25 protein-coding genes, 1 tRNA gene, 1 pseudogene and 2 riboswitches are annotated in these 25,779 nt (G+C 74.7%); of the genes and pseudogenes, 6 read left to right on the plus strand and 21 right to left on the minus strand.

The annotated features are described in order from the left end of the window. Positions 1-3: 3 nt before the first annotated feature. Complete coding sequence (locus ABD665_RS06365; protein WP_204911723.1) at positions 4-846, plus strand: NAD(P)H-binding protein; 843 nt, start codon at positions 4-6, stop codon at positions 844-846. 21 nt (positions 847-867) lie between these two features. Here the strand turns inward: ABD665_RS06365 and ABD665_RS06370 are convergent, their stop codons facing one another. Beyond that, positions 868-1,284 (minus strand): TIGR03618 family F420-dependent PPOX class oxidoreductase, encoded by a 417-nt coding sequence (locus ABD665_RS06370; protein ID WP_204911722.1) that lies wholly within the window; start codon positions 1,282-1,284, stop codon positions 868-870. Next, entirely contained in the window at positions 1,284-1,517 is a 234-nt protein-coding gene (locus ABD665_RS06375) for a hypothetical protein (RefSeq protein ID WP_204911721.1), read from the minus strand. The genes ABD665_RS06370 and ABD665_RS06375 overlap by 1 nt, the downstream gene beginning before the upstream one ends. A 133-nt stretch (positions 1,518-1,650) precedes the next feature. Between ABD665_RS06375 and ABD665_RS06380 the strand changes: the two genes are divergently transcribed. Next, complete coding sequence (locus ABD665_RS06380; protein WP_204915026.1) at positions 1,651-1,875, plus strand: hypothetical protein; 225 nt, start codon at positions 1,651-1,653, stop codon at positions 1,873-1,875. 46 nt (positions 1,876-1,921) lie between these two features. On the opposite strand, the gene ABD665_RS06385 is transcribed toward ABD665_RS06380, so the two are convergent. From ABD665_RS06385 to ABD665_RS06435, 11 genes are all read right to left on the minus strand, one after another. Further along, positions 1,922-2,395, minus strand: a complete 474-nt coding sequence (locus tag ABD665_RS06385; protein ID WP_204911720.1) for an OsmC family protein — start codon at positions 2,393-2,395, stop codon at positions 1,922-1,924. A gap of 58 nt (positions 2,396-2,453) precedes the next feature. Further along, positions 2,454-2,990, minus strand: coding sequence for a flavin reductase family protein (locus tag ABD665_RS06390; protein ID WP_344741501.1), 537 nt, complete (start codon positions 2,988-2,990; stop codon positions 2,454-2,456). Then, complete coding sequence (locus tag ABD665_RS06395; protein WP_204911719.1) at positions 2,987-3,517, minus strand: NAD(P)H-dependent oxidoreductase; 531 nt, start codon at positions 3,515-3,517, stop codon at positions 2,987-2,989. Before ABD665_RS06395 ends, ABD665_RS06390 begins: the two co-directional genes overlap by 4 nt. Then, positions 3,514-4,917, minus strand: a complete 1,404-nt coding sequence (locus tag ABD665_RS06400; RefSeq protein WP_204911718.1) for an NtaA/DmoA family FMN-dependent monooxygenase — start codon at positions 4,915-4,917, stop codon at positions 3,514-3,516. The genes ABD665_RS06395 and ABD665_RS06400 overlap by 4 nt, the downstream gene beginning before the upstream one ends. A 10-nt stretch (positions 4,918-4,927) precedes the next feature. Further along, complete coding sequence (locus tag ABD665_RS06405) at positions 4,928-6,115, minus strand: LLM class flavin-dependent oxidoreductase (RefSeq protein ID WP_204911717.1); 1,188 nt, start codon at positions 6,113-6,115, stop codon at positions 4,928-4,930. After that, positions 6,112-7,056, minus strand: a complete 945-nt coding sequence (locus tag ABD665_RS06410) for a glutathione S-transferase C-terminal domain-containing protein (protein WP_204911716.1) — start codon at positions 7,054-7,056, stop codon at positions 6,112-6,114. The genes ABD665_RS06405 and ABD665_RS06410 overlap by 4 nt, the downstream gene beginning before the upstream one ends. Then, positions 7,053-8,474, minus strand: coding sequence for an aminotransferase class V-fold PLP-dependent enzyme (locus ABD665_RS06415; protein WP_204911715.1), 1,422 nt, complete (start codon positions 8,472-8,474; stop codon positions 7,053-7,055). The genes ABD665_RS06410 and ABD665_RS06415 overlap by 4 nt, the downstream gene beginning before the upstream one ends. A 31-nt stretch (positions 8,475-8,505) precedes the next feature. Next, a riboswitch (SAM riboswitch) is annotated at positions 8,506-8,619 on the minus strand. A 250-nt stretch (positions 8,620-8,869) separates the two neighbouring features. Then, the gene (locus ABD665_RS06420; RefSeq protein WP_204911714.1) at positions 8,870-10,813 is read right to left on the minus strand and encodes an FAD/NAD(P)-binding protein; all 1,944 of its coding nucleotides are present in this window, start codon (positions 10,811-10,813) and stop codon (positions 8,870-8,872) included. 335 nt (positions 10,814-11,148) lie between these two features. After that, on the minus strand, positions 11,149-12,162 hold the full coding sequence (locus tag ABD665_RS06425; protein ID WP_204911713.1) for a transporter substrate-binding domain-containing protein: 1,014 nt from the start codon (positions 12,160-12,162) through the stop codon (positions 11,149-11,151). A 97-nt stretch (positions 12,163-12,259) separates the two neighbouring features. Further along, positions 12,260-13,060: an amino acid ABC transporter ATP-binding protein gene (locus tag ABD665_RS06430; protein ID WP_344741506.1), complete on the minus strand. Its 801-nt coding sequence runs from the start codon at positions 13,058-13,060 to the stop codon at positions 12,260-12,262. Beyond that, the gene (locus ABD665_RS06435; RefSeq protein ID WP_344741508.1) at positions 13,057-14,052 is read right to left on the minus strand and encodes an amino acid ABC transporter permease; all 996 of its coding nucleotides are present in this window, start codon (positions 14,050-14,052) and stop codon (positions 13,057-13,059) included. The genes ABD665_RS06430 and ABD665_RS06435 overlap by 4 nt, the downstream gene beginning before the upstream one ends. A gap of 260 nt (positions 14,053-14,312) precedes the next feature. Continuing rightward, positions 14,313-14,425: riboswitch (SAM riboswitch) on the minus strand. A gap of 99 nt (positions 14,426-14,524) precedes the next feature. Between ABD665_RS06435 and ABD665_RS06440 the strand changes: the two genes are divergently transcribed. Then, complete coding sequence (locus ABD665_RS06440; RefSeq protein WP_204911712.1) at positions 14,525-15,268, plus strand: GNAT family N-acetyltransferase; 744 nt, start codon at positions 14,525-14,527, stop codon at positions 15,266-15,268. 11 nt (positions 15,269-15,279) lie between these two features. Here ABD665_RS06440 and otsB read toward each other — a convergent pair whose 3' ends face one another. After that, positions 15,280-16,113 (minus strand): trehalose-phosphatase, encoded by an 834-nt coding sequence (gene otsB / locus ABD665_RS06445; protein WP_204911711.1) that lies wholly within the window; start codon positions 16,111-16,113, stop codon positions 15,280-15,282. 197 nt (positions 16,114-16,310) lie between these two features. Between otsB and ABD665_RS06450 the strand changes: the two are divergent. Then, positions 16,311-17,669, plus strand: a pseudogene (locus ABD665_RS06450) (alpha,alpha-trehalose-phosphate synthase (UDP-forming)); the annotation flags it as partial. 206 nt (positions 17,670-17,875) lie between these two features. On the opposite strand, the gene ABD665_RS06455 reads toward ABD665_RS06450, so the two are convergent. From ABD665_RS06455 to ABD665_RS06465, 3 genes are all read right to left on the minus strand, one after another. Further along, positions 17,876-18,775, minus strand: coding sequence for a tyrosine-protein phosphatase (locus tag ABD665_RS06455; RefSeq protein WP_204911709.1), 900 nt, complete (start codon positions 18,773-18,775; stop codon positions 17,876-17,878). Positions 18,776-18,921: 146 nt separating this feature from the next. Beyond that, positions 18,922-18,997: transfer RNA gene (locus ABD665_RS06460), tRNA-Asn, on the minus strand. A 15-nt stretch (positions 18,998-19,012) separates the two neighbouring features. Then, positions 19,013-19,537 carry a hypothetical protein gene (locus tag ABD665_RS06465; protein ID WP_204911708.1) on the minus strand — a complete coding sequence of 175 codons (525 nt, stop codon included), beginning with the start codon at positions 19,535-19,537 and terminating at the stop codon, positions 19,013-19,015. 267 nt (positions 19,538-19,804) lie between these two features. On the opposite strand from ABD665_RS06465, the gene ABD665_RS06470 reads away from it, so the two are divergent. Continuing rightward, positions 19,805-20,674, plus strand: a complete 870-nt coding sequence (locus ABD665_RS06470; RefSeq protein WP_204911707.1) for a LuxR C-terminal-related transcriptional regulator — start codon at positions 19,805-19,807, stop codon at positions 20,672-20,674. Between the two features lie 38 nt (positions 20,675-20,712). On the opposite strand, the gene ABD665_RS06475 is transcribed toward ABD665_RS06470, so the two are convergent. Both ABD665_RS06475 and dnaG read right to left on the minus strand, forming a co-directional pair. After that, entirely contained in the window at positions 20,713-21,663 is a 951-nt protein-coding gene (locus ABD665_RS06475; protein WP_204911706.1) for a sigma-70 family RNA polymerase sigma factor, read from the minus strand. Positions 21,664-21,802: 139 nt separating this feature from the next. Next, on the minus strand, positions 21,803-23,677 hold the full coding sequence (gene dnaG, locus ABD665_RS06480; protein ID WP_204911705.1) for a DNA primase: 1,875 nt from the start codon (positions 23,675-23,677) through the stop codon (positions 21,803-21,805). A gap of 94 nt (positions 23,678-23,771) precedes the next feature. Between dnaG and ABD665_RS06485 the strand changes: the two genes are divergently transcribed. Further along, the gene (locus ABD665_RS06485) at positions 23,772-24,290 is read left to right on the plus strand and encodes a hypothetical protein (RefSeq protein WP_204911704.1); all 519 of its coding nucleotides are present in this window, start codon (positions 23,772-23,774) and stop codon (positions 24,288-24,290) included. On the opposite strand, the gene ABD665_RS06490 is transcribed toward ABD665_RS06485, so the two are convergent. Together ABD665_RS06490 and ABD665_RS06495 are read right to left on the minus strand one after the other, a co-directional pair. Further along, positions 24,287-25,234, minus strand: coding sequence for a hypothetical protein (locus ABD665_RS06490; protein ID WP_344741515.1), 948 nt, complete (start codon positions 25,232-25,234; stop codon positions 24,287-24,289). The genes ABD665_RS06485 and ABD665_RS06490 overlap by 4 nt on opposite strands. Continuing rightward, positions 25,231-25,689, minus strand: a complete 459-nt coding sequence (locus tag ABD665_RS06495; RefSeq protein ID WP_344741517.1) for a hypothetical protein — start codon at positions 25,687-25,689, stop codon at positions 25,231-25,233. The genes ABD665_RS06490 and ABD665_RS06495 overlap by 4 nt, the downstream gene beginning before the upstream one ends. Positions 25,690-25,779 lie beyond the last annotated feature (90 nt).

A 25,779-nucleotide genomic window follows, 5' to 3' on the forward strand; every position in this document is an offset into this window, starting at 1 on the left:
GCCATGAGCATCGCCGTCACCGGAGCCACCGGACAGCTGGGTCGACTGATCGTCGCCGGCCTCACCGACCACCTGCCCGCCGACCAGGTCGTCGCCGTCGTGCGTGACCCGCAGAAGGCCGCCGACCTCGGGGTGACCGTGCGGGTCGCCCCGTACGAGGACGTCGAGGCGCTGACCGCCGCCTTCGACGGGGTGGACGTGCTCGTCTTCGTGTCCGGTGACACCCCGGGCGTGCGCGTCCCCCAGCACACCAACGTGGTCCGCGCCGCCCAGGCCGCCGGCGTCGGCCGGGTCGTCTACACCAGCGCCCCCAAGGCCGCCGACACCACGCTGATCCTCGCGCCGGAGCACAAGGCGACCGAGGAGCTGTTGCGGGAGTCCGGGCTGACCTGGACCTTCCTGCGCAACAACTGGTACTCCGAGAACTACGCCCAGACCCTGAAGACCGCGGCCGCGACCGGCGAGGTCGTCTCCGCCGCGGGTGACGGCCGCGTCGCCAGCGCGTCGCGCCCGGACTTCGCCGCCGCCACCGTCGTCGTCGCGACGACGGAGGGCCACGAGAACACCGTCTACGAGCTGGGCGGGGACGAGGCGTGGGACTTCGCGGAGTTCACCGAGGCCGCGAGCGCCGCGCTCGGCCGCGAGCTGACCTACCGCCCGGTGAGCCCCGAGCAGCTGGACGCGGAGCTGACGGCGGCCGGGCTGGACGCGGGCACGCGCGGCTTCCTGGTCGGCCTCGACGTGAACATCGCCGAGGGCACGCTCGCCGAGGTGACCCACGACCTCAGCCGCCTGACCGGCCGACCGACGACGCCGCTGGTGACGACGCTCCGGACGCTGGCCTGAGGCCGGGAGCGACCGAAGGGCCTAGAGCGCCCCGTACGCGTACGTCGGGCTGAGCCGGACGACGACCCGCTGGTCGTCGACCATGGCCCGGCGGTACGCGTCCCAGTCCGGGTGCTCTCCGGAGATGCCGCGGTAGAGGGCGACGAGCTCCTCCACCGCGGCGTCCGCCGGGTCCGCGGCGACCTCGGACAGCGTGACGTCCCCCTCGAGCACCGCGTACGACCAGAAGCTCTCGCCGTCGACCTTGAGGGCCGCCCACGGCGTCCGGCGCAGGTTGTGGAACTTCGCCCGGTCGGCCGTCGTGGACACGCGGACCAGGCCGTCGTCGCCGACCAGGTGGACGACGTTCGACAGCTGCGGTCGCCCGTCACGGCGCACGGTCACCAGGACCGACTGCCGGTTGGCCCGGGCGGCGCCGAGCGCACGCTCCAGGTCCACTAGAGGCTGGAGTCCTCCTCGGACGACGGCTGGACCGGGGCGTCGTCGGCGTCGTCGTAACCGGCCGCCACGTCGGCGGCGTGCGAGTCGGGCTCACCCGTCGCTCCGTTGTCACCGACCCCGGCGTCGCCGCCGTCGGTCCCGCTCGCCGCGATGTCGGACTCGATCGAGGAACCCGACCCGTCGACGATGCTCTCGTCGACCCGCTCGGCCTCGGGGCTGCGCTCGCTCATGGCTGCTCCTCCACGCTCGTGGGCGCCGCTCCGCGCCCCTCGTCCCACTGTCGCACCGCGTCCTGGGGGTCGCCGGGGCGGCCGCTACCGTCGTCGGCAGGACGGCTCCCGCCGCCCATCGGCAGGAGGACCCATGACCCCCGACGACACGAACCCGGGCGACACGAACCCGGACCACACGACCGAGCACGACTCCCGCGTGGACGAGCGGGCCCTGCTGCTCCCCGAGGAGCGCGCGGCCGGCAGCGACGACCCCGAGGCGCAGGCCGCGGCGATCCTCGCCGACTCCGACCTCCGTGAGGACCACCCGGAGCGGACCCAGCAGGACTCGCCGCAGTCCCCCGACCTCGACAGCTGAACCGTCGGTCGACCGCCGGTCGGGTGGACCCGGGCGTCCCCAAGGGTCAGGCGGCGTCCGCCGCCAGGGGCAGAGCGGTCCAGGTGGACGTGTAGCGGAGACCGCTCCGCTTGAACAGCTGCGTCACCGGGCAGCGCCGCTCCAGCTCCGACACGAGCGTGGCGAAGGTGTCGTCGTCGGCGTCCGTCTCCACGGACCCGGTCACGGTCACGGCGTCGAAGTTCGCGTTCCCGTCCGCGCCGCCGACGAAGACGGACGGGTCGAAGTCGCCCCGCGCCGAGATGCGGAACTCCCCGAGCCGCACGCCGAGGTCCTTGGCGACCAGCTGGGCGGAGATCTGGTTGCAGGACGTGAGGGCGCCGAGGGTGTAGGACAGCGGGCTCGGGGCGGCGTCGGCGCCGCCGAAGGCCGGGTAGGTGTCCGAGGCGAAGGTGTGCGCGTGCGCACCGACGACGGTCAGCTGCTGCGCGACACCCGTCCCTCGTCCTTCGACGGTGAACGGGACGGTCTGCTGGGGCACGGTGTTCCTTCGGGTGGGTCGTACGGGGTGGAGGGCTGAGCGGCCGGAGGTGCCGCGCTCAGAGCGCGGAACCCTCGTCCAGCGCGTGGTACGCGCGGTCGTGGTAGACGAGCGGGGCGCCGGGGCGCCCCTGGGCGGTCTCGCGGACGTGCACGACGACCAGGTGGCTGGCGCCGACGGGGATCCGGTCCACGACGTCGCCCCGGATCCAGGCGGGCACGTCGTCGAGCACGGGCTCGCCGGTGGGGAGCCAGTGCCAGTCGACGCCGGCGAAGCGGTCGACGCCGCTCGTGGCGAAGCGGGCCGACACGTCCACCTGCTCGGCGGCGAGGAAGCCGATCGTCAGGCTGCGGGCACGGGAGAGGGCCGACCAGGAGGACGACGTCCCCGCGACCGAGAAGGTCACCAGCGCCGGGTCGGCCGACACGGAGACGACCGACGTGGCCGTGAACCCCACCGGCCGGTCGCCGTCGCGGAGCGCGACGACGGCCACGCCCGCCGGGTGCCGGCGGAAGATCGACCGGAACGCGTCCGAGGTCACGGGGGCCGGGGTGCCGGTCTGCTGCGGCGCACGGGTGCAGGGTTCGGCGGTCACGCGCCCTCCCCCACGTCCCGGGCGGCCAGCTGGGCGGCGACCACGGGCGCGGCCTCGTCGGCCCACGCCGCGGCGAGCTCGTCCAGGTCGCCGAGCCTGGACTCGGTGACGGCGAACGGCCGGGTCGGTGCCGAGGCCCCGAGCTCGACGAGCAGCGGCCGCAGCAGGTGCTCCGCCACGAAGGAGTGTGCCGGGCTGGCCGACACCACGACGGGCACGGCGAGCACGCCACGCAGGCCGCCCGTCGGGTAGCGGTCGAGGAACGTCTTCAGCAGACCGGTGTAGCTGGCCTTGTAGACGGGGGTCGCGACGACGGCGACCGCCGCGTCCGCGAGCACGCGCGCGAACCGGTCGGCGTCCGGCGCCTCCTCGGCGAACAGCTCCGGCGCGACCTCGGCCAGGTCGAGCGCGGTGACCTCGCCGGAGCCGAGCCGCTTGGCGAGCGCGCCGGCCAGCGTCCGCGCGACGAGCAAGGTCCGTGAGCCCGGGCGGGGGTTCCCGGAGACGGCGACGACGTCGGTGCTCACGAGGCCGCTCCCGAGGTGGCGGCGGACGGGCGACGGAGGACCCGCGGGGCGGGGTCGAGGCCGAGGTGGTCGCGCAGGGTCTCGCCCTCGTACTCCGTGCGGAACACGCCCCGCTCCTGCAGCAGCGGCACGACCTCGTCGGCGAAGCGGTCGAGCCCGCCCGGGGTGATGTGCGGGACGAGGATGTAGCCGTCGCAGACGTCGCCCTGCACGTGGTCGTCGATGGCCTGCGCGACGGTCGCGGCGGAACCGACGAAGGTCTGCCGGTTCGTCGTCTCGACGATCAGCTCGCGCAGCGACAGGTGCTCGGCCGCGGCCTTCTCCCGCCACTCGCGCGCCGTCGCCACCGGGTCGCGGTGCATGCGGACGCTGGCGCGGCCCTTCGCGATGGTGTTCTCGCCGACCACCGGGTCGAAGTCCGGCGGCGGGCCGTCGGGGTCGAGGTCGGACAGGTCGGTGTTCCAGAGCTGCTCGGCGAGCTTGATCGCCGTGGCCCCGCTGACCTGCTGCAGGCGGACCTCCTGCGCGATGTCGGCCGCCTCGGCGTCGGTGTCGCCGAGCACGAACGTCGCGGCGGGGAGCACGACGAGCTGGTCGGGACGTCGCCCGTACGCGGCCAGCCGCCCCTTGACGTCGGCGTAGAAGGCGCGGCCGGCGTCCCAGGTCGCGTGCCGGGTGAAGATCGCGTCGGCGGTGGCCGCCGCGAACTCCCGGCCCTCCTCCGAGTCGCCGGCCTGGAAGATCACCGGTCGGCCCTGCGGGCTGCGCGGCGTGCTGAACGCGCCGTCGATCGCGAAGTGCTGGTCGTGGTGGGAGAACGTCCCGACCTCGGGGCGCCGCAGGAACTCCCCCGTCGCCCGGTCGGCGACGATCTCGTCGCCCGCCCAGGCGTCGAACAGCGCGAAGGCGGCGTCGAGGAAGTGCTGGGCGCGGGAGTAGCGCTCGTCCTGCGGGAGGTAGCCGCCGCGGCGGAAGTTCTCGCCGGTGAAGGCGTCCCACGACGTCACGACGTTCCACGCGGCACGGCCGGCCGACAGGTGGTCGAGGGTCGCGAACTGGCGGGCGACCTCGTACGGCTCGTTGAACGTCGAGCTGACCGTCCCCGCGAGCCCGAGCCGTTCGGTGACCGCGGCGAGCGCGGACAGCACGGCGAAGGTGTCGGGCCGGCCGACGACGTCGAGGTCGTAGATCTCGCCGTTCTGCTCGCGCAGCCGCAGCCCCTCGGCGAGGAAGAAGAAGTCGAACTTGGCCCGCTCGGCCGTCTGCGCGAGGTGGACGAAGGAGCTGAACTCGATGTGGCTCCCGGCGGCCGGGTCGCTCCACACCGTGGTGTTGTTGACGCCCGGGAAGTGGGCGGCGAGGTGGATCTGCTTGCGCGGTGCGCTCGTGGTGCTGGTCATGGGGTCGTCCTCAGCTCGTGGCGTAGCGGTTGGCGGGACGCTCGAGGCCGAGCCGGTCCCGCAGCGTGCCGGGCTCGTACGCGGTCCGGAAGGCCCCGCGCCGCTGCAGCTCGGGCACGAGGCCGGCGACGATCGCGTCGAGGTCCTGCGGCAGGGCGGCCGGGCGCAGCCGGAACCCGGTCAGGCCGGCCTCGGCCCGGGCGAGCAGCAGGTCGGCGAGGCCCTGCGGCGTCCCGACGAAGACCTCGGCGTCGCTCGCGTCCTCACGACCCGACCAGGCCTCGAGCTGCGCCCAGCGCTCGGCGGCGCGGGCCTCGTCGTCCTCGAGCAGCACGACGAGCTCGCCGAACACGTGATCCGGACCGGTCCGGCCGGCCTCGGCCCGGGCGGCCGTGATCTCGGCGACCTGGGCGGCGGCGGCCGCGTTGTCGGCCGGCGTGATCAGGACGACGTCGGCCGAGCGGGCCGCGAAGGCGCGCGGCACCTCGGCGTGGGCCAGGGCGACGACGACCGGCTGCCCCTGCGGCGGGCGCGGGGTGATCGACGGGCCACGGACGGAGAAGAACCGGCCCTCGAAGTCGACGTAGTGCAGCTTGTCGCGATCGACGAAGCGGCCGGTCGCCGCGTCGCGGATCTCGGCGTCGTCCTCCCAGCTGTCCCACAGCCGACGGACGACCTCGACGGCGTCGCCGGCCTCTTCGAAGAGGTCGAGCAGCGCCTGCCGCGCCTCCGGGGTGTCGCCCCGCGGGTCGGTCCAGCCCGGACGACGCCCGACGTGCGCGACCTCCGCGGCACCGGCCGAGACCTGCGGGCGCCAGCCCGCGCGCCCCTGGGACACGTAGTCGAGCGTCGCGATGGCCTTGGACAGGTGGAACGGCTCGGTGTGGGTGACGGTGCCGGTCGGGACCAGCCCGACGTGGGCGGTCAGCGGGGCGACCCGGGCCGCCACCAGCACGGCGTCGAGCCGGCCGCGGACCTCGTCGGTCCGGTGGTCGGGCCCCTCGGGCGACGAGCTCTGCAGCGCGAGGGCGTCCTCGAACGTCACGAGGTCGAGCAGCCCCTCCTCCGCGCGGCGGACGAGGTCGACCCAGTAGCCGGCGGTCAGCAGGTCGTGCGGCCGCGCGGTCGGCAGCCGCCAGGCGGCGGGGTGCCAGCCCGCCCCGTCGAGAGCGACGGCGAGGTGCAGCGGGCGCGTCATCGGGGGTCTCCGGTCGGATCGGTCGGCTCGTTGGCCAGGAACGAGGGCGCGAGGAACGAGGGCCGGGCGCCGGGGGCGCTGAAGGAGGACCAGCGCGTGGTGGCGCGGAACGCCGGTAGCTCCGCCAGGTAGGCGGCGTAGCGGGCCAGGTTCGGGTAGGCGCTGAGCGGCGGGCCGAGCCGGCCCGAGGCGTTGCCCTGCACGTCGTAGCGGGCGAGCGTCACCCAGAGCCGGATGTCGGCCTCGGTGACGCCGTGGCCGACGAGGAAGCCGCCGTCGACGAGGCGCTCGTCCAGCCGTCGGAAGGCGGCGTGCAGGTCCGCACGGGCCTGCTCGGCCACGGGTCCGTCCCCGCCCGCCCGACCGACGCCCTGGTTCACCGCCGGGCCGACCCAGGCGTCGAGCTCCTCGATCTCGGCCCGGTGCTCGGCCGGGTAGGTGTCGACCCCTGGGTGCCGGAACCCGGTGAACGCGGTCGCGACGTCGAGCCCGAGCGTCCGGTAGTCGTTGCTGACGATCCGGTTCGTCTGCGTGTCCCACAGCGTCGGGACGCTCACGTGGCCGTCGAAGCCGGGCTCGGTCGCCTCGTACGCGTCGCGCAGCAGGGTGAAGCCGTTCACCGGGTCGGGCCCGTGCGTCTCGCGGAACGCCCAGCCGCGGCCGTCGCGGGCGTCGTCGACGTAGGAGACCCCGATGACGTCCTGCAGCCCGTTCACGGCGATCTCGAGCACGACCCGCTGCGCCCAGGGGCAGAACCAACCGGCGTAGAGGTGGTAGCGCCCGGGGACGGCGGGGTACGGGCCGGAGCCGTCGGCGGTCAGGCGACCGGTGAAGCGGTAGAGCGGGCGGGGGTCGTCCGGGGCCTGGGTGATCCGGTAGGTCCCGTGGCGCTCGGTGTCGACCGGGCTGGCGAAGTTGGGGCGCGTGGTCGTGGTGGTCACTGTTCGGCTCCTGCCGGGATGGTGGGGGCGCAGGGGGTGGTCGCCGGCGCGAGGGTGTGCAGGCCGGTCGCGCCGGCCCAGGTCGGAAGGTCACGGTCGTCGGGCGACGGCCGACAGGTGGCGCCGTCGGACGCGTAGGTCCACCGGGGCCCGTCCCGGAGGAGTGCGTCGAGCGCGGCCAGGAGCCGGTCGACGTCGGCGGAGCTGCTGCCGACCCCGAGGCTGGCCCGGACCGCCCCGTCGTCGACGCCGAGCCGGGCGAGCAGCGGGTGCGCGCAGAACCGGCCGTCCCGGACGCCGACGCCGTGCTCGGCGGACAGGTAGGCGGCGACCTGGGCCGCGCGCCAGCCCGGCACGGTGAAGCTGACGACCCCGACGACGTCGCTGGGGTCGTCCCAGAGCCGCAGCGGCTCGAGCCCGCGGGCGCGGAGTCCGTCGACGAGGCGCCGGTGCAGGGCGGCCTCGTGGTGGCGCACGCGGTCCAGGCCGGTCGCCTCGAGCACCCGGAGGGCCTCGGCGAGCGCGAGCGCGCCGAGGACGTTCGGCGTGCCGCCCTCGTGCCGCTCGGGGCTGGTCGCCCAGTCGGTCGCGGTCGTCCCGTCGCTGACGCCGACGCGGCGGACAGCGCCGCCGCCGGCCTGGTGGGGCTCGGCCGCGTCGAGCCAGTCGCGCCGCCCGACGAGCGCACCCGCGCCGAAGGGGGCGTAGGCCTTGTGGCCCGAGAAGGCGACGTAGTCCGCGTCGAGCGCGGCGAGGTCGAAGCCGCGGTGCGGCAGCAGCTGGGCGGCGTCGACGACGACGCGGGCACCGTGCGCGTGGGCGAGCCGGACCAGCCGGCGCAGGTCGGGCACCTCGCCGGTGACGTTGGAGGCCCCCGTGACCGCCAGGAGGGCCGCGGGCCGGTGGGCGAGCTCGGCGGCCAGCGACGCCTCCGTCCCGGCCAGCGTCGGCGCGCTGCGGACGACACGGGCCGGGCGCCCGGACGCGGACGTCCACGGCAGCAGGTTGGCGTGGTGCTCCACGTCCAGCACGACCACCTCGCCGGGCACCGCCGAGGCGAGGAGGTTGAGGGCGTCGGTGGTGTTCCGGGTGAGGACGACGACGTCGTCGGGACGCGCGTGGACGAAGCGGCCGACGGTCTCCCGGGCCTGCTCGTAGAGCCCGGTGCACAGCTGGGAGAGGTAGCCGGCGCCGCGGTGCACGCTCGCGTACGCGGGCAGCACCTCGGTGACGTGGGCCGCGACGCGGGCGAGGGCCGGTGCGCTCGCCGCGTTGTCGAGGTGGACGTAGCCGGCGCGGCGGCCGCCGACGAGCGGCACCGACTCCCCCGCACCCACGGTGGGCAGCAGAGCGGGCACGTCGGGGGTCTGGGTCGCCCGGTCGGCGAGGTCGGGGGACGGACGGGTCAGAACGGTCACAGGAGGACCTCCAGGGTCGGGACCCCGGGCGGGGCCGCGCTTGCCGCTGCCGGCGTGGCAGCGACCGTGTCGTCACCCGGGGCACCCCACCGCGGAGGAGGGTTGCCGGCCAGCAAGCCGGGGCTTGACGCTGGCACTCGTGACGGGATCACTCTAACTCGCTATTTCCTAGTGGTGCGCAGGGGTACATCGGGCGGACGCAGGTCCTCGGTCAGGTGCAGCGCAGGAGCACGGAGAGACGGGCCTCGCACTCCGCGCGGCTCATCTCCTCGGCGCCGGTCGGGCACGTCCGGTCGTCGCGACCTCGCCCTTCCGTGGAACGGGACGGGTCCGTGCCCGAGGGAGCGGGCGCTGTGGGGCGCCGCGCCTCGTCCACGCGCGGTCGGGTGACCACATCAGCCCCTCGACCCGGCGCCGACGGGCTCGCCGGCGCGTGGTTCATCGGCGGCGGGCCGCGGCAGCGCGAGCAGGGCCCGCGCCACCTGGTCGTTCAGCCGATGGACCGGGGCGTTGGTGCACGGGCGGGCGAAGGCGGCCGCCTTGAGCGCCGTGTGCATCCCGAGCGCCAGCCGACGCGGGGCGACCGTGCCGTCGGCCTCGACGAGGTGGTGCCCGGGTCCGGTGAGCAGCTGGCCGGTATCGAGAGCGCGGCCGGCGTCGTCGACGAGGACCTGCGACGCCGCCTCGCCGCGGGCGGCCAGCGCGGACAGCAGCGGGTCCTCGGTGCGGGCCAGGTCGAAGGCGGGCAGGGTCGCCTCAACCAGGGCCCGAGTCCGGATCTCGCCGGGGACGGCCGACGAGCGCGCGACGAAGGCACCACCCACGGGGTCCGCGTCGATCTCGAGGTCGGGCCCGAGGAACGTGACGACCCCGGCCTCCTCGAGGGCGAGCAGCTGGTGGAGGCGGTCGTGCGGCGGCCCGCTCGCCCAGAAGCTGAAGAAGCCCATGAACCAGCCGTAGAAGTCCTCGACGAGCGAGCGCGGGTCCATCCGCGGCGACGCCAGGGCCGGTGCGACCACCGGGACGACGGCGAGCAGGGCGAAGAAGGCGCCGAGGTCGGCGCTGTGCCGGTCGTCGGCCCGGCGGGCGAGGTCGTCGGTCACGTACGCGCGCAGCACCTGCGCGAGCTCGGCCGGTCCGCTCACCCGCAGCCCGCGCAGCGGGCGGTCGAGCGTGACCGGGTCGAAGCGGTCAGCCGGGTCGGGCACGACGTCGGCGATCCAGCGGGCGTACGCCTCGCTCCCCCAGTCCAGCGCCGCGAAGCCCTCCGCGAAGTCCGGCCAGGACGTGGCGACCCGCTCGGGGTGGCCGAGCGCGAGCTCGCGGTAGTAGCCCCAGGCGACCTCGCGACCGACGAGCGGCCACAGGTCGGCGAGGAAGTCGATCGGGCCGCCGCGGCGGAGCACGGCCCCGACGGCGTCGACGGTGCAGAACGTGGTGCCCTCCGGCTTGCCCGCGCGCAGCCGGTACATCGGCTTCGCGTGGTACGGCACCCCGCGACGGGAGCCGACGAGCAGGTGCGGCTCCGCCCCGGACGGCACGTAGACCAGTCGTCCGCCGTTCTCGACGAACCCGCCCCCGCGGCCCTCCGTGAGCAGCACCATCAGGTCGACGAAGTCGAGGCCGAAGCCGCGGACGAGGACGTCCTCGCCGGCCGGGACACCGCTGAGGTCCAGGTCGCCGGCGTAGCCGGGCGGGACGTAGGTCAGGCCCCGCTCCGCCGCGAACGCCGCCAGGGCCGCGAAGCGCGGGGCCGGGCGGACGTCGACGTGGCTGTTCAGCAGGACCACCGCGTCGGCGACGATCTCCTCGCCGTCCTCGAGCACGACGCGCTCGCGCCCGTCGTCCCCGGGACCGGTCGAGCGCAGGTCGACGGCACGCTGGGCGTGGGTGACGAGGGTCATCCCCTCCGGCAGCCGCGCGAGCGTGCGCCGGACGACGAAGTCGAAGTACGCGCTGGCCAGGCGCCGGGTCGGGAAGTCGAGGGGCCCGACGGTCGCGGCCTCGGCGGCGAAAACCGGGTCGTCCAAGTCCGCTCCGTGTGTGAGGCACCACTCGGCCATGGTCGGGCCCGGGGTGACCGGCCCGGCCATCGCGACGCTCTGGTCGACGAAGGCCGTGAGGTCCTCGGTCGTCGTGTTCAGCCGGAGCAGCTCCGACTGCGCCGAGCGCCAGACCCGGCCCCCGCCCACCGGGTAGGGGTCGACCAGGTGCACCTCGACCGGCCCGGTCCCCTCGGCGGCGGCGTTGCTGACCAGCCGCTCCAGGAGGCCGGCCCCGCGGGGCCCCATGCCGACGAGCACGAGCACCAGGCCCGTACGGTCGTCCGGCGTCGCCATCAGCTCTCCTCGTGGTCGGCCCAGCGGGGACGCTGAGCACAATGTCTACAGGATTACTCGGGAAGGGAAGCGGACGGATGCCCGTCCGCATTCCCGGAACGTCCCCTGAGCCTGTCGAAGGGCCCGGAACGGGTTGGCGCTCTGCTCGTGAAGAACGCAGGGAACCCACCGGACGCTCCCTGAGCCGCAGAACGCTCCCTGAGCCTGTCGAAGGGCCCGGAACGGGTCGGCGTCTCGGCCCAGGAAGAACCCCCACCTCCTCGAGGGCCCTTCGACAGGCTCAGGGAGCGTTCTCGCCCTTCGACAGGGCTCAGGGAGCGCCCGCGCGGGCTCGCTCAGGCGTCATCCAGCGGAAGACCGGGCGGGTTGATCTCGGAGGACTTCACGGCCTCGTTCTGGAGGTTGTAGGCCTTGAGCCAGGCGTCGTACTGGCCGGTCTCGATCAGGTGGTTGATCGCGTCGGCCACCGGCTTCGCGAGCCCGCTGTCCTTCTTGGTCGTCGCCGCGATCAGGCCCTGCAGGGTGTCGCCGGCGCCGGAGTAGGTGCCGGCGGTACGGGTCGGCGTGCTCGTGCCGGCGGACTGCTGGTCCTGGTAGGCGATGCCCGGGTTCGGGCCGAAGTAGGAGTCGATCCGGCCGGACGCGAGCGCGAGGTAGACGCTGTTGTTGTCCTTGTAGTAGCGCACCTCGAAGTCCTGGCCCTCCGCCCGCAGCTTCTTCTGCCAGGCCAGCAGGATCTTCTCCTGGTTGGTGCCGGAGCTGACGGCCACGGTCGTCCCGGCGAGGACGCCCGGGTCGCCGTCGAAGGTCCACGGGTCGTCCTTGCGGACCGCGAAGGCGAGGTTGTCGTCGCGGTAGGAGGCGAAGTCGTACTTCTGCTTGCGCTCCTCGGTGACCGTGATGTTCGAGAACCCCGCGTCGAGCTGGCCGCTGGAGAGGCGGACGAACATGTTCTCCCACGCGTTGTTCTGCAGGTCGGGCTCGAGGCCCAGGGTCGCGGCGACCAGCCGGCCGAGGTCGGGCTCCGCGCCGGTGAGCGTCTTGTGGTCGTCGCCGACGTACGCGAGCGGCGGGAAGCCGGCCGGCAGGGCGCCGACGCCGATGACGAGGGTGCCGCGGTCGCGCACGGCGGCGGGCAGCTCGTCGCGCAGGGAGGGCTGGGCCTGCACGGTGATCTCCGTGCGGGTGGCGGTCGTCGTGTTGTCGGCGACGACCACGGTCGTGCTGCCGTCGGCGCCGACGACCGCGGCGCGCGGGCCGGCCGTCCCGGCGGACGAGCAGCCCGCCAGGGCCAGGACGAGAGCGGCCGTGAGGCCGGCGCCGAGGGCCTTGGTGGGGACGTGGGACATGGGTGCTCCTTGGGACGGGTGCGCAGGGGCGCGCGTGACGATCGACAGAGGGGTGGTGCGAGAGGTGCGCGGACCGGCCGGGCGACCGGCGCGCGGGTCAGCCGACGCGGCTGAGGAACGCGGCGGTGCGCGGGTGCCGGGGCCGGTTCAGGACCTGCTCCGGCGGCCCCTGCTCGAGGACCCGGCCGGCGTCGAGGAAGACGACCGTGTCGGCGACCTCGCGGGCGAAGGCGATCTCGTGCGTGACGATGATCATCGTCGTACCGGCTGCGGCCAGGTCCTTGATCACCGCGAGGACCTCGCCCACGAGCTCGGGGTCGAGCGCGGACGTCGGCTCGTCGAAGAGGACCAGCCGGGGCCGCAGCGCGAGGGCGCGGGCGATCGCCACGCGCTGCTGCTGCCCGCCGCTGAGCTGGCGCGGGTAGGCGTCCACCTTGTCGGCCAGCCCCACCCGCTCGAGCAGCGTCCGGGCCTCGGCCCGCACCTCCGCCCGGTCGCGGCGGAGCGCCGCCACCGGTGCCTCGACGAGGTTCTCCAGCACCGTGAGGTGCGGGAAGAGGTTGAAGCTCTGGAAGACGAAGCCGATGCGGGCGCGCTGACGCAGGATCGCGCGCTCGCTCAGCTCGTGCAGCCGGCCGCGGACGACCTTGACCCCGACGGGCTCGCCGTCGACGCTGACGAACCCGGCGTCGAGCTTCTCGAGGTGGTTGATCGAGCGGAGCAGGGTCGACTTGCCCGAGCCCGACGGCCCCAGGACGACGGTGACCTTGCCGGCCTCGACGTCGAGGTCGACGCCGTCGAGCACGCGGTTGGCGCCGAAGGACTTCGTGGCCCCGCGGACCTCGACCACGGGCGTCGTGGTCGGCGCGACCGTCTCCGTCACGGCGACCGCGCTCATCGGGCGACCCCCCGGCGGGTGCGGACGGCCGAGGCGATGCGCTCGGCCCTCGTACGGGTGTCGCGACCGGTGACGCCCCTGGCGAAGTGGCGCTCCACGAGGTACTGGAAGACCGACAGCACCGTCGTGAGGACGACGTACCAGACGGTGGCGACCATCAGCAGCGGGATGACCTCCCCGCTGTTCGTGCTGGCCTGGGTCTCGACCTGGCCGAAGAGGTCGAGCAGCGACGTGATGTAGACGACCGAGGTGCCCTTGAGCAGCCCGATCAGCTGGTTGGCGTAGGTCGGCAGGATCGCCCGCATCGCCTGCGGCAGGACGATCCGCGTGAACCGCCGGTGCCGCGGCAGGCCGAGGGCGCTGGCGGCCTCCTTCTGCCCCGGGTCCACGGAGATGATGCCGGAGCGGACGATCTCGGAGGCGTACGCGGCCTCGTTCAGGCTGAGCCCGATGATCGCCGCTGCCTCGTAGCTGAGCAGCTGCGTGGCGTCGATGCTGAACAGCTGCGGGCCGAAGGGCACCGACAGGCCGAGGCTCGGGTAGAGCGCCGTCGCGTTGGCCAGGAACAGCAGCAGCACGATCAGGGGGACCGACCGGAAGATCCAGACGTAGACCCAGCTCACGCTCACCAGCACCGGGCTCCGCGACAGCCGCATCAGCGCCAGCACGACGCCGGCGGCGAAGCCGATGACGGCGCTCCACGCGGTGAGCTTCAGCGTGACGACGAGGCCCTCGAGGATGACCGGCTGGAAGAACCAGTAGCCGAAGGCGTCCCACTGGTAGGCCGGGTTGGCGACCAGCCCCTGGACGACCTGCGCGAGCAGCACGACCACGACGGCGCTCGCGACCCAGCGCCAGGGCCGGCGCAGCGGGACGACGCGCGCGGTCGCCAGGTCCTGGAGCGCCGTCGGCACGGGCTGGAGCGGTGGCGTCGGACCGGTGCCCGGAGGGCGCAGGTCCTGGGGTGGACGGGGTTCGGTGCTCAGGCTCACGAAGACCTCGAAGGCGTGCGGCAGCCCGTGGACGGGCCGGCAGGGTGGGAGGAGGGGGTGGAGAAGAGGTGGGGCGCAGGGGTGAGCGCGAGGCTCAGCGGCGCGGACCGCGGGTCGGTCCGGGCCGCCCGGGCATCGCGCCCGGACACCCGCGGCGACACGCGTCGCCGGGGCGTCGGGACGCCAGGGTGGTGCGGCCGCGGAGGCGGTCGGGGCTCGCGATCATCATCAGGACCTGTCGACGGGGCCTCGGGGTCGAGGCCGGGCGCTTGCCGGGGGTGCTCCCCCTGCCGGGTCGTCACCTGGGGCACCCCACCGCCGCTGCGAGGGTTGCCGATCAGCCAGCCAGGGCTTGTCGCTGATTCTCGTGACCTGGGCAGAACGTTAGGGCCGGGCGTGCGTCCGTGTCAAACCCTGCAGGAATTGTAGGGAATAGCGGAATAGCCCGGTCCGGCCCGAGGTTCTGGGCCGCATGACCGCGACCGTACGGGCCGGGTCCGGCCCTGCCGCACCCTCCTCCAACCCCTTCTCGCCGCACCCTCTGGACGCCGCGCCGTGGGCCTCGCTCATCGGGCCGCACGCCCACTTCGCGCTCGGCTCGGGCCTGGCGCGCCGTTACCCCGCGGACGTCTCCCCCTTCGCCGCGGTCGCCGACCCGGCCGACCCCCGGTCGTGGCGGGACCTCCGGAGCCTCTACGCGGTCGACGAGGTGGCCGTCCTGTCCGGCCCGACGGGCTTCGTCGGCGACCTCCCGTCCGGCTGGGTGCCGGACGGCGTCATCCCCGGCGTCCAGCTCGTCGCGACCGACGCCCTGCGGACCGCGCCGGCGGACGACGCGTTCGTCGTCGGCGCCGCCGACGCGGCCGAGGCGGTGGACCTCGTGCTCCGGACCGAGCCGGGGCCCTTCCGCCCGCGCACGTACGAGCTCGGCACCTACCTCGGGCTGCACCGGGACGGCCGTCTGGTCGCCCTGGCCGGCGAACGGCTGCACCCGGCCGGCTGGACCGAGATCAGCGCGGTCTGCACGGACCCGGCGTACCGGCGGCAGGGACTCGCGTCCCGGCTGGTCCGCGGCGTCGCGCAGCTGGTCCGCGAGCGTGGGGAGACCCCGTTCCTGCACACCGGGGCCGCGAACACCCGCGCGATCGACCTCTACCTGGCGATGGGCTTCGTGCTGCGGCGCGAGGTCGACTTCGCGGCCCTGCGCGCCGTCTGACCCCGCGGGGTTCAGCGGGCGTCGCGGCGGGTCTCGAGCGCGTCCGCGAGCTGCTCGAGCCAGGTCGCGACGCCGCTGGGCCCCTCGACCACGACGTCGGCGAGGACGGACAGCGCGTCCTCCTCGTGGGAGGCCGAGCACACCAGCAGGCCGCCACGGCCCTCGCGGCGCAGCTGCTCGACGAGGCGGAAGGCCGGGAGGTCGCCGAGGTCGTCGCCGACGAACACGACCTGACGGGCGCCGGTCTCCTCGACGATGGCGCGCAGGGCCACGCCCTTGTCGATGCCCGGCGAACGGATCTCGAGGACGTTCTTGCCGGGCTCGACGACCATCTCGTGACGCTCGGCGAGGTCGTTCAGGGGACCGGAGAGGGCGGCGTACGAGGCGTCCGGGTCCGGCAGCTGCCGGGTGTGCACGACGACCGCCCGGCCCTTGTGCTCCACGTGCGCGGCGCCCTGGCCGAGACGGTCCAGCAGCGGCGGGATCTCCTGCTCCAGCGCCGCGACCTGGCCCGGGTCCGGCGGGATCACGAACTCGTCCGTCGCCGCGTCCCAGCGCTCGACGCCGTACTGGCCGAGGACGACGAGGTGGCCGAGCCCGGGCACGCCCCGGAAGCCGCCGAGCCGGACGGCGGTCCGCGCCGGACGGCCGGTGACGATCGCGACCGTGCCCAGCAGGTTGCCGAGCCGGGCCAGCGCGGCGACCGCACGGGGGTCGGCGTGCGCCTGCTCGGGGTCGGCCACGATCGGCGCGAGCGTCCCGTCGAAGTCGATCCCGACGAGGGTCTCCCCGGGGTGCTCGAGCACCGCCTGCAGCCGGGTCTGCGCCAGCGCATCGGAGGTCATGGCCGAAGCCTGACAGACGCCGGGGCCCCTCGCCCACCGCTCCCGCGCGGCTGGGCGGGCGTTCCTCCCCGTACCCTCGGCGTCGTGGAGGAACAGCGACGGTGACGTCCGGGACAGCAGGGCAGGGCGCGGGAAACGGCACCGGGCGGGACGCAGAGCCTCGTACGGGAGGACGGCCGACCCGCAAGGCGGACTTCGTGGTGGTGGCCAACCGGTTGCCGGTGGACCGCGTCGAGAACCCGGACGGGACCGTCACCTGGCGCACGTCGCCGGGCGGGCTCGTCACGGCGCTCGAGCCGGTCATGCACTCACACGACGGCGCGTGGGTCGGCTGGCACGGTGCACCCGACGAGGTGCTCGACCCCTTCGAGAACGACGGGCTCGAGCTCGTCCCGGTGCCGTTGTCGGCGCAGGAGATCGAGGACTACTACGAGGGCTTCTCCAACGCGACCCTCTGGCCGCTCTACCACGACGTGGTCGCTCCCCCGGAGTTCCGCCGGGAGTGGTGGGACGCGTACGTCCGGGTCAACCAGCGGTTCGCGGACCGGACGGCCGACGTCGCCGACCAGGGCGCCGTGGTCTGGGTGCAGGACTACCAGCTCCAGCTCGTGCCGCAGATGCTGCGCGAGCTACGCCCCGACCTGAACATCGGGTTCTTCCTGCACATCCCCTTCCCCCCGACCGAGCTCTACATCCAGCTGCCCTGGCGCGACCAGATCCTGCGCGGCCTCCTCGGCGCCGACCTGGTCGGCTTCCAGCTGGGCGGCGGCGCGCAGAACTTCCTCCGCCTGGTCCGGCAGCGGCTGCACCTCGAGACCCGCCGCGAGCACGTGCACGCCGCGGACGGCCGCACCGTCATGGCCCGGGCGTACCCGATCTCCATCGCCGCGGCCTCGCTGCACGAGCTGGCGTCGAGCGACGCCACCGCGGCCCGCGCCGCGGAGATCCGGGCCGACCTCGGCGAGCCGAAGACCCTGTTCCTCGGGGTGGACCGGCTCGACTACACCAAGGGGATCCCGGAGCGCATCCAGGCCTTCGGCGAGCTGGTGGCCGAGGGCCGGATCGACCCCGACGAGGCGGCGCTGGTGCAGGTCGCGACCCCGTCGCGCGAGCGGGTCGAGCAGTACCGCCACCTGCGCGACGACATCGACCGGCAGGTCGGCCGGATCAACTCCGACGTGGGCCGCATCGGCCGCCCGCCGATCACCTACCTGCACGCGTCCTACCCGCGCGAGGAGATGGCGGCGCTCTACCGCGCCGCCGACGTCATGATCGTCACGCCGCTGCGCGACGGGATGAACCTGGTGGCCAAGGAGTACGTGGCCTGCCGGCAGGCCGACGACGGGGCGCTCGTGCTGAGCGAGTTCGCCGGGGCGGCGCGCGAGCTGCGCCAGGCCTACCTGATCAACCCGCACGACATCGACGGGCTCAAGGAGACGATGCTCGAGGCGATGAACGCCCCGGCCCGCATCAAGTCCCGCCGGATGCGGCTGCTGCGGCGCCAGGTGTTCGAGCACGACATCGAGCACTGGGCCCGCGCGTTCCTGGACGACCTGAACCGGGTGGTGCAGGGCAAGGTCGAGTGGCCCTCGCGGCCCGTCGTCGGCAGCGGCGGCGGTGGTGGCGACCAGGGCGAGCTCCACGGTCCTGCACCCAGCCGCCACGAGCACGGCAGCGGCCAGGACTGACCGGGCGGGCCGTCGAGCGGTCGTGACCGACCGCTCGGACGGGCCCTCCGACCTGGTTCGTCCGGCCGGCGCGGCTAGCGCAGCCGCACCGCCAGCGCGGTCAGGTCGGCGCGGCTGAGGCCGCAGCCGTCGACGAGGTAGTCCCGGACCGTGCCGTAGTCGGCCTCGAGCTGCCCGCGGGCCGCGTTCAACCAGTCGAGGTCGACCTCGGCCCCGGAGTAGGCGCGGGTGGCCAGGTAGTCGACGTCGCGCACCTGGCGGTCGACGCCCGCCACGGTCTGCATGAGGTCGCAGACCCAGCCCGTACGGTCCTTGCCGGCGCGGCAGTGCACCAGGACCGGGTGGTCCGAGCGCGCGACGCGGCGCAGCACCCGGCCGACCGACTCGCGGTTGGCGCTGCGGGTGACGTAGCCGCGGTAGAACTCCAGCCGCTCGCCGGCGTTGCTGATGACGTAGCGGCGGTTCTTCACGCCGGGGATGGCGGGGTCCCCGCCCTCGTTCATGGCGATCATCGTCTCGATCCCCAGGTCCGCGACCACGCGCTTCTCCAGCGCGGTGCAGCCGTCGAGGTCGCCGGTGCGCCACAGGTCGCGGACGCCCGTGACCGGGCGGAAGTTCGGGGCCGTGGTGAGCCGGACGCGCACGTCGGGCCGGTCGACCCGCCCGACGCCGGAGCCCCACCAGACGGTGCCGCGCGCGAACTGCTGGCCGTACGTGTTGCGTCGTGAGATCCGGCGCTTCACCTCGCGGCCGGTCGCGCGACCGAGCATGTCGGCCCCTCCGGCGGCCAGGTAGGTCTCGAGGATGCGCCCGCTGACCCGCGGCGCGGCCTGGGCGGCGGGAACGCCGACGAGAGCAGCCCCGGTGAGTCCCAGCGCGCCGACGAGGACCGTACGACGCGGCAGCGCCCCGCCGAGGGACGTCGGGCTCTGCTCGGGCTGCGAGGGGAGGTCGTGCTCGGCGGCTGCCGTCATCCGTGCTCCTGGACCGTGAGCGCCCCGCGGCTCCGTGGAGGTCGGACCATCGGTCCGACCGGGGCGGGAGTCCCCGCCGTCCGGGCAGCATAGCCGCGGACGGTCCGTCGCGACGGACCCCGGGGAGCGGTCGTGACGACCGCCGGTGGCTCCCCCGACTGGACTCGAACCAGTAACCTGCCGGTTAACAGCCGGCTGCTCTGCCAATTGAGCTACAGGGGATCGGCCTGGAAGACGTTACCAGCCCGGCGAGCTGGATCCGTACTCCGACTGCAGCTCGGACGAGACGCGGGCGGCCTCCTCGGCCACACCCTCCGTGCTCCAGCTCAGCCCGCGGGTCAGCGACGAGTGCCAGGTGAGCGTCCCGTCGCCGCCCAGGTCGCGCCGCGCGGTGACAGTGACGCCCCGTTCCCCGCGGATGGCGACGAACCGCTCGACCGCGATGCTGGCCGCCACCCGTTCCCGGAACAGCTCCGGCAGCCGCCCCGGCTCCGCCAGCCCGACCCGGCCCCGCCGGCCGCCGTAGAGGGTCCACGACAGCGCCCGCGACTCCGCGTTCCAGCCGCCGTGCTCGATCTCGTGCCACCCGACGTGCTGCCAGTCGTCCCCGCCGCCCGTCGGATCACCGCCGCCGAAGGAGAGGGCGGCCGGGCCGCCCACGACGAACCCGTCCTCCGCCCGGGCCCAGGCCAGCACCCGGCCGGGACCACCCACGCGGGCCGCCGCCGAGCGCCGCCACGCGTCGTACGCCTCAGAGGGCATGCCCCGGCTGCCGAGACGCGTCCTCACGGGCGGCGGGCGGGGGTCGGGAGCACGCGTCCATTCTGCCCGCCACCCCACCGGAACGGTCGCCCAGCCGCCCCGGGCGGCCGTCGTGCGGCCGACCGGGGCGGGGCTTCCCGGACCGTCGGATCTCCCCCCCGAGGACCGTCCGTACCGGTGCTCGACCAGGCTGCGGCACGGCGGTGACGCGCCCCAGTGCCGGATCTCGCCATTGACAGGCCGTCGGCGATGGACTAGTCCTCCCCTGTGCCCCTCGTCCGCACACCTCCCGAGCCGGAGCTCCCGGCCGGTCGCGGGCGGCCGGGGGACGACGCTCCGGTCGACACCGGGGACGACGGCGCGGCACCCGTTCCTGCGCCGCCCCACGGGCAGCCGTACGAGCCCCTGCTGGACCTGGCCGGGCAGCTGGCGACCGCGGGCTCCCTGACGCGCCAGGTCGACACGACGCTGCCTCACCTGGCGGGCCTGTGCGGCGCGACGGTGACCGTCTTCGGCGTCGCCGGGTCCCGCGCCGCCGGGGTCAGGTGCTGGCCGCCCGACCTGGTCTGGGCGGCGGTCCTGCGCGACGCCCTCGCAGCCTCCTGGGAAGCCGGCCCCCTCACCCGCTGGTGCCGCGAGGTGGGCGTCGTGCCCGCCGTGCGCGCGAACGACGTCCTGCCGGGCTGGGGCACCGCACCCGGCCTGGTCCTGGAGCACCGGGGCCGGGTCCTGGCCGAGCTGCTCGTCATGCCGGTCGCCGTCACGGGCGCGACGATCGCGGCCTACTTCATGACGCGCTACGAGGGGCCCTTCGACGAGGACGAGGTCGCGGCCGTCCGCTCCGCCCAGCCCGTCGTGGTCGCGTCCCACGGCCGCTTCCTCCGCCCGCCCGAACCGGCCCTCACGTCGCGCCAGGCCGCCGTGCTGCGGCTGCTGGCCCAGGGCCGGACGGTGCGGGCCATCAGCTCCCGGCTGGGCATCAGTCAGAGCACGGTGGACAAGCACGTCCGCGACCTCTATCGCCGTCTCGGCACCCAGGACCGGGCCTCCACCGTCCGCACCGCCGAGGTCCGCGGCCTGCTCGACGGGCTCGTCGGGGAGGACTGGCAGGACCTGCTCATCGTCGACGAGCCCTGACCCTGCGGTCGCGGTCCGGCCCTGCCGCGGGCCCGGCCTCACGAGGCGGCGCCGGCGAAGGAGCGCGGGCACCGGCCGCGCAGCTGCTCCAGCGCCCGGGCCTCCGCCCGCCGGACCCGCCCGACGGGGACGCCGAGCTCACGCGCCACGCCGGCGAGGCTGCTCGGGGTCCCGCCCCCGAACCCCAGCCGGAGCTCCAGCACCTGACGGTCGAAGCCGGTGAGCGTCGCCAGGAGCCGCCGGGCCCACGTCTCGGGCTCCCGCCCGGCCCCGCCGTCCGGCTCGTCCCCCGTCCCGATGAGGCGGTGCAGCGACCGTTCGTCCAGGTCGTCCAGCGACCGCGCCGGCCGGTGCCCCAGGAGGTCGGCCGTCCACCGCGGGTCCCGGCCGATCGCCTCCGCCACCTCGGCGACGGACGGCAGCCGGCCGAGGTCCTGGATCAGCAGGCTCTCGACGCCGTGGGCGGCACGGAGCTGGTCGTGCCGGCTGACCGGGACCGACGCGCCCGACGCCTGGCGCGACGCGGCCGAGCCGACGCAGGTCCGGATCCAGTAGGTGGCGTAGGTCGAGAACCGCACCCCCCGCGTGTGGTCGAACCGCACCACCGCGGCGATCAGCCCGAGGCAGCCCTCCTGGAACAGGTCGGCGGTCGGCGCCCCGCGGCGCGCCCACGACGACAGGACCGCGCCGACGAGCCCGAGGTTGGCCGCGACGAACGCCTGCTGGGCCCGGGCACCCTCCTCCTCGACCGCGCGCAGCTCCTCCTCCGTCGCGTCCCCGCGCCACGGCACCTCCGGGTCCTGCCGGGCCGCCCGGGCCAGCACGCCAGCCTCGACCGCCGCCGCCCACCGGGCCACCTGCTCGGTCTGGTGCGCCGCCTGGGCGTCGCGGGCGTCCGCATCCCCGACCTGGGATCCAGCGGTCGGGGAATCGGCGGTCGGGGAGTCGGCGGTCAGGGGTGCAGGAGCAGCGGCGAGGACGACGGTCACGCCTGGAGTCTGGTGATCGAGGACCCGACGGGCCGCCCGCCGACGACCGGCTGTGGAGAACGTCGCCCACCCGGCCCGCCCTGTGGACGACCGGCACGCTCGGCGCCGCCTCCACGACCGCCCCGGGGCGGTCCGGACGTCAGTCCTGCGCGCCGATGCTCCGCGTCTGCAGGGCCTTGCGGCGCGCCTCGAGGACGACGAGCTCGGAGAACATCGCGTTGTACTTCTGCTGGGCCGACACCGGGTTCGTGCGCTGCAGGCGGGACTTGAGCGTCGCGATGCTGCGCATCACCGTCAGCAGCTGGAGGCCGGCGGTGTGGGCGACCACGAACCGCTCGTCGGGCTCTCCCTGGAGCGGCAGCGGCTCGACGGCGAGCGCGACGACGAGGGAGCGCACGCGCTCGTCCTCGACCGCGTCGCTGACCCGGTGGGTCCAGTCGCCGTCGGCGTCGTCGGCCACGGCCTTCTCCACGGCGGTGAAGACGGCCGCGTACGCCGGGTGGGTGAAGTCGGCGGGGCTGAGCCCGTCCCAGTGCTCGGGGAACTGCTCGGGGGCCTGCACGAGCAGCTGCGCCGTCTCGCGCTCGATGGCGAGCATCCGGTCCCGCGGGTTGGGCATCGGGACGCCCGTGGCGCGGGCCGGCTCGACGACCTCGGGCTGCGGCTCGGGCTCGGCCTGCGTGGTCCGGCGCGACGACCGGGAGGCGGCGCGGGAGACCTCGGCGCGGACCTCGTCCTGGTCCATGCCGAGCAGCCCGGCCAGCTCGCGGGCGTAGCCGTTGACGAGCCCGGAGTCGCGGATGCTGCCGACCAGCGGGGCCGCCGCCCGCAGGGCCGCGAGCCGGCCGTCGGCGCGCTCGAGGTCGTGCTGGCCGAGGATGTTGGTCATCACGAAGCGGTAGAGCGGCATCCGGCGGGCCACGAGCTCGCGCACCGCCGCGTCGCCGTGCTGCAGCCGGAGGTCGCAGGGGTCCAGGCCGGTGGGCTCGACGGCCACGTACGTCTGGGTGATGAAGTTCTGGTCGCCGGCGAAGACCTTGAGCGCGGCGTTCTGGCCGGCCTGGTCGCCGTCGAAGGTGAAGATGACCTCGCCGTGGAAGGCGTCGTGGTCGCCCATCAGGCGGCGCAGGAGCCGCGCGTGGTCGTCGCCGAAGGCGGTGCCGCAGGAGGCGACCGCGGTCTCCACCCCGGACAGGTGGGCCGCCATCACGTCGGTGTAGCCCTCGACGACGACCGCCTGGCTGCGCTTGCTGATCTCCTTGCGGGCCAGGTCGAGCCCGTAGAGCACGTGCGACTTCTTGTAGAGCGGGGTCTCGGGGGTGTTGAGGTACTTCGCCGGCATCCGGTCGTCGTCGCGCAGCCGCCGGGCGCCGAACCCCAGCACCTGGCGGCCCGAGTCGCGGATCGGCCAGAGCAGCCGTCCCTGGAAGAAGTCCCAGCCGGACTCGCGGGCCAGCCCGGCCTTCACCAGCTCGGTGTCGGAGAAGCCGCGCCCGCGCAGGTGCTTCAGCAGGGCGCGCCCGTCCGAGGGTGCGTAGCCGACGCCGAACTTCTCGGCCGCCGCGCGGTCGAAGCCACGCTCCCCCAGGAACTGCCGCCCGATCAGCGCCTCGGGGGTCGAGATCTGCTCGGCGTAGAACTCCGCGGCCGCCTGGTTGGCCTCCATCAGCCGCAGCCGGATGCCCGGCTCCTGGCGGGGGCCGCTCTGCTCGGTGTAGCGCAGCACGATGCCGACGCGGTCGGCCAGGCGCTCCACGGCCTCGCCGAACGAGAGACTGTCGATCTTCATCTGGAAGGTGATGACGTCGCCGCCCTCGCCGCAGCCGAAGCAGTAGAAGAACCCGCGGGCCGGGGTCACCTGGAAGCTCGGCGTCTTCTCGTCGTGGAAGGGGCACAGGCCCTTCATCGACCCGCCGCCGGCGTTGCGGAGGGCGACGTACGAGCCGACGACGTCCTCGATGCGGGCGCGTTCGCGGACGGCGACGACGTCCTCGTCGTTGATCCGCCCAGCCACGCCCGGAGTCTAGTGCGGCGACGCACTCCCGCCGCGGCTGTGCACAGGGCGTTCCGGCGACCCCCGCCGCACCCCGGGGAGGCGACACTGGGGCATGGGTGGTCCACGGACGGGTTCGCTGGTCGGGGCGGTCGGGGGCGTGCTGTTCGTCGTGCTGAACGCCGGCGTCGTCGGCGGCCCGGCGGGCGTCGTGCTCCGGGTCCTCGCGGTCCTCGCGTTCGCCCTCGTGCTCTGGTTCTCGGTCCTCCGCCCCGCCGCCCGCCGGCCCGGTCCGGCCCCGTCGCCCCGCGCGCTGCGCACGTACGTCGTCTGCGTGGTCGGGGAGGTCGTGGCGATCCCGCTCGGGGCGCAGGTGCTGACCCGTCTGCTCGACCGGCCCGTGCTCGTCCTGCCGTGGGTGGTCGTCGTCCTCGGCGTGCACTTCCTGCCGTTCGCGCGGGCGTTCCGGGTGCGGCTCTTCGCGACGCTGGGGTGGGTCCTCGTCGCCGTCGGGGTGCTCGGCGGGGCGCTGGCCCTGCTCGTGGACCCGCGCGGAGCCGCGCTGTCGGGGGTCGTCGCCGGCTTCGCGCTGCTCGCCTTCGCCCTGGCCGGCGGCACCCGGACGACGCGCTAGCGGGAGACCGGCTGCCCGTCGGTCCGGGAGGGCGCGGTGCGGGAGGGCACGGCACGGGGAGGCACGGGCACCGGCGGCTCGAGCGGCGGGTGCCGGGCCCGCCACCAGGGCACCAGCCGTTCCAGCGGCGCGAAGGCCAGCCAGCACACGACGGTCGGGGCGAAGTGGATGTAGAGCAGCGCGACCGTGAAGACGTGGAACCCCATCCAGAACAGCGCGGCCGCGAGCAGCGCCCGGCCGCGCAGCCACAGGACGACGACCGACGACAGCTCGGCGAGGATCGAGCCCCACTGCATCACGCGCAGGACGCCCGGGTACGGCAGCAGGAACTGCCCCAGGCCGTGCGGGCGCCGGACGATCGCCCAGGTCAGGATGTAGCTCTCGGGCCAGCTCGTCAGCGTCCAGCCGCCGCTGCGGATCTTGGCCAGCGCGGAGAGGAAGTAGGTCGCGATGACGGCGACCTGGACGCACCGGAGCGCCCACCCGGCCTGCGCCGAACGCCGGGTCGCCGACCAGCCGCCGGGCACCGCCCCGACCGTGGGCAGCACCCAGAGCGCGACGACGAGCGCCAGGTGGTCGTGGTCGACCTTGCCGTAGCTGAAGCCGATGGCCACCCACCACGTGAAGGCCGCGGCCACCACGACGCCGGCCAGCCGCGGGGCGCGTCCGAAGGCTCCGACCAGGCAGCCGACGACGAGGACGGCGTACAGGGTCCAGGCGAGCGGCAGGCTCGGCGGCGGCAGGTGCAGCACGCGGGCCAGGAGCAGCGGGCGGTAGAGGTCGGGGTGGTGGCTGAGCGGGATCGGGTCGCGGACGACCAGGTGCAGGTCGAGCAGCACGAAGAGATAGAGCACCGAGCGCAGGACCGCCACCCGCGCCTCGGGCACGACGGGGGCGAACCACCCGACGACGGAGCCCCGGCGCGGCGTCGCGTCCGCGCTCACGGGACCACCCGCCACTGCGCGAGGGTGACCTCGGAGGTCCCGGTGGGCTGCCCGCGGTGCAGCCGGGTCTCGTCCTGGACCAGGTAGAGCTCGACCGGGCGGGGCGACGCCGGGTTGCGGGCCGTCCAGCCGTCGCTGACCGCGCGCAGCAGGCTCGGGTCGCGCTCGATGTCGGGGATCCTCGCCTCGATCTCGGCCCGGCTGATCCCCGCCGTCTCGACGCGGAGCGGCAGCTCCACCCGGTGCCCGTCGGTCAGCAGGCCGTCGACGCGGGTGATCACGACGGTGTCGTCCTCGGGCGGGGAGAAGGCGTACTGCGACATCGGCCCGAAGGGCCAGGCGTCGTCCTCCATCCGCAGCGACCCGTTGACCAGGAGCACGACCAGCGCCACCGCCGCGAGCACCCGCCAGGCCAGGGACCCGCGGCTCACCGGCCGCACGTCAGACCCGCTCACGTCGGCGATTGAAGCACGCGTGGGGCTACGAGCCCGTGAACGCGACAGGTTGTGCACCGAGTTCGGTGCACAACCTGCCTCGTTGTCGGA

Source organism: Microlunatus spumicola (assembly GCF_039536445.1).
Lineage (GTDB): Bacteria > Actinomycetota > Actinomycetes > Propionibacteriales > Propionibacteriaceae > Microlunatus > Microlunatus spumicola.

Excerpts from the sequence above, each read along its gene's own strand:
- ABD665_RS06365 (WP_204911723.1), top strand. The coding sequence starts at position 4 with ATGAGCATCGCCGTCACCGGAGCCACCGGACAGCTGGGTCGACTGATC.
- ABD665_RS06375 (WP_204911721.1), bottom strand. The coding sequence starts at position 1,517 with ATGAGCGAGCGCAGCCCCGAGGCCGAGCGGGTCGACGAGAGCATCGTC.
- ABD665_RS06380 (WP_204915026.1), top strand. The coding sequence starts at position 1,651 with ATGACCCCCGACGACACGAACCCGGGCGACACGAACCCGGACCACACG.
- ABD665_RS06400 (WP_204911718.1), bottom strand. The coding sequence starts at position 4,917 with ATGACCAGCACCACGAGCGCACCGCGCAAGCAGATCCACCTCGCCGCC.
- ABD665_RS06405 (WP_204911717.1), bottom strand. The coding sequence starts at position 6,115 with ATGACGCGCCCGCTGCACCTCGCCGTCGCTCTCGACGGGGCGGGCTGG.
- ABD665_RS06420 (WP_204911714.1), bottom strand. The coding sequence starts at position 10,813 with ATGGCGACGCCGGACGACCGTACGGGCCTGGTGCTCGTGCTCGTCGGC.
- ABD665_RS06425 (WP_204911713.1), bottom strand. The coding sequence starts at position 12,162 with ATGTCCCACGTCCCCACCAAGGCCCTCGGCGCCGGCCTCACGGCCGCT.
- ABD665_RS06430 (WP_344741506.1), bottom strand. The coding sequence starts at position 13,060 with ATGAGCGCGGTCGCCGTGACGGAGACGGTCGCGCCGACCACGACGCCC.
- ABD665_RS06440 (WP_204911712.1), top strand. The coding sequence starts at position 14,525 with ATGACCGCGACCGTACGGGCCGGGTCCGGCCCTGCCGCACCCTCCTCC.
- otsB (WP_204911711.1), bottom strand. The coding sequence starts at position 16,113 with ATGACCTCCGATGCGCTGGCGCAGACCCGGCTGCAGGCGGTGCTCGAG.
- ABD665_RS06455 (WP_204911709.1), bottom strand. The coding sequence starts at position 18,775 with ATGACGGCAGCCGCCGAGCACGACCTCCCCTCGCAGCCCGAGCAGAGC.
- ABD665_RS06465 (WP_204911708.1), bottom strand. The coding sequence starts at position 19,537 with ATGCCCTCTGAGGCGTACGACGCGTGGCGGCGCTCGGCGGCGGCCCGC.
- ABD665_RS06485 (WP_204911704.1), top strand. The coding sequence starts at position 23,772 with ATGGGTGGTCCACGGACGGGTTCGCTGGTCGGGGCGGTCGGGGGCGTG.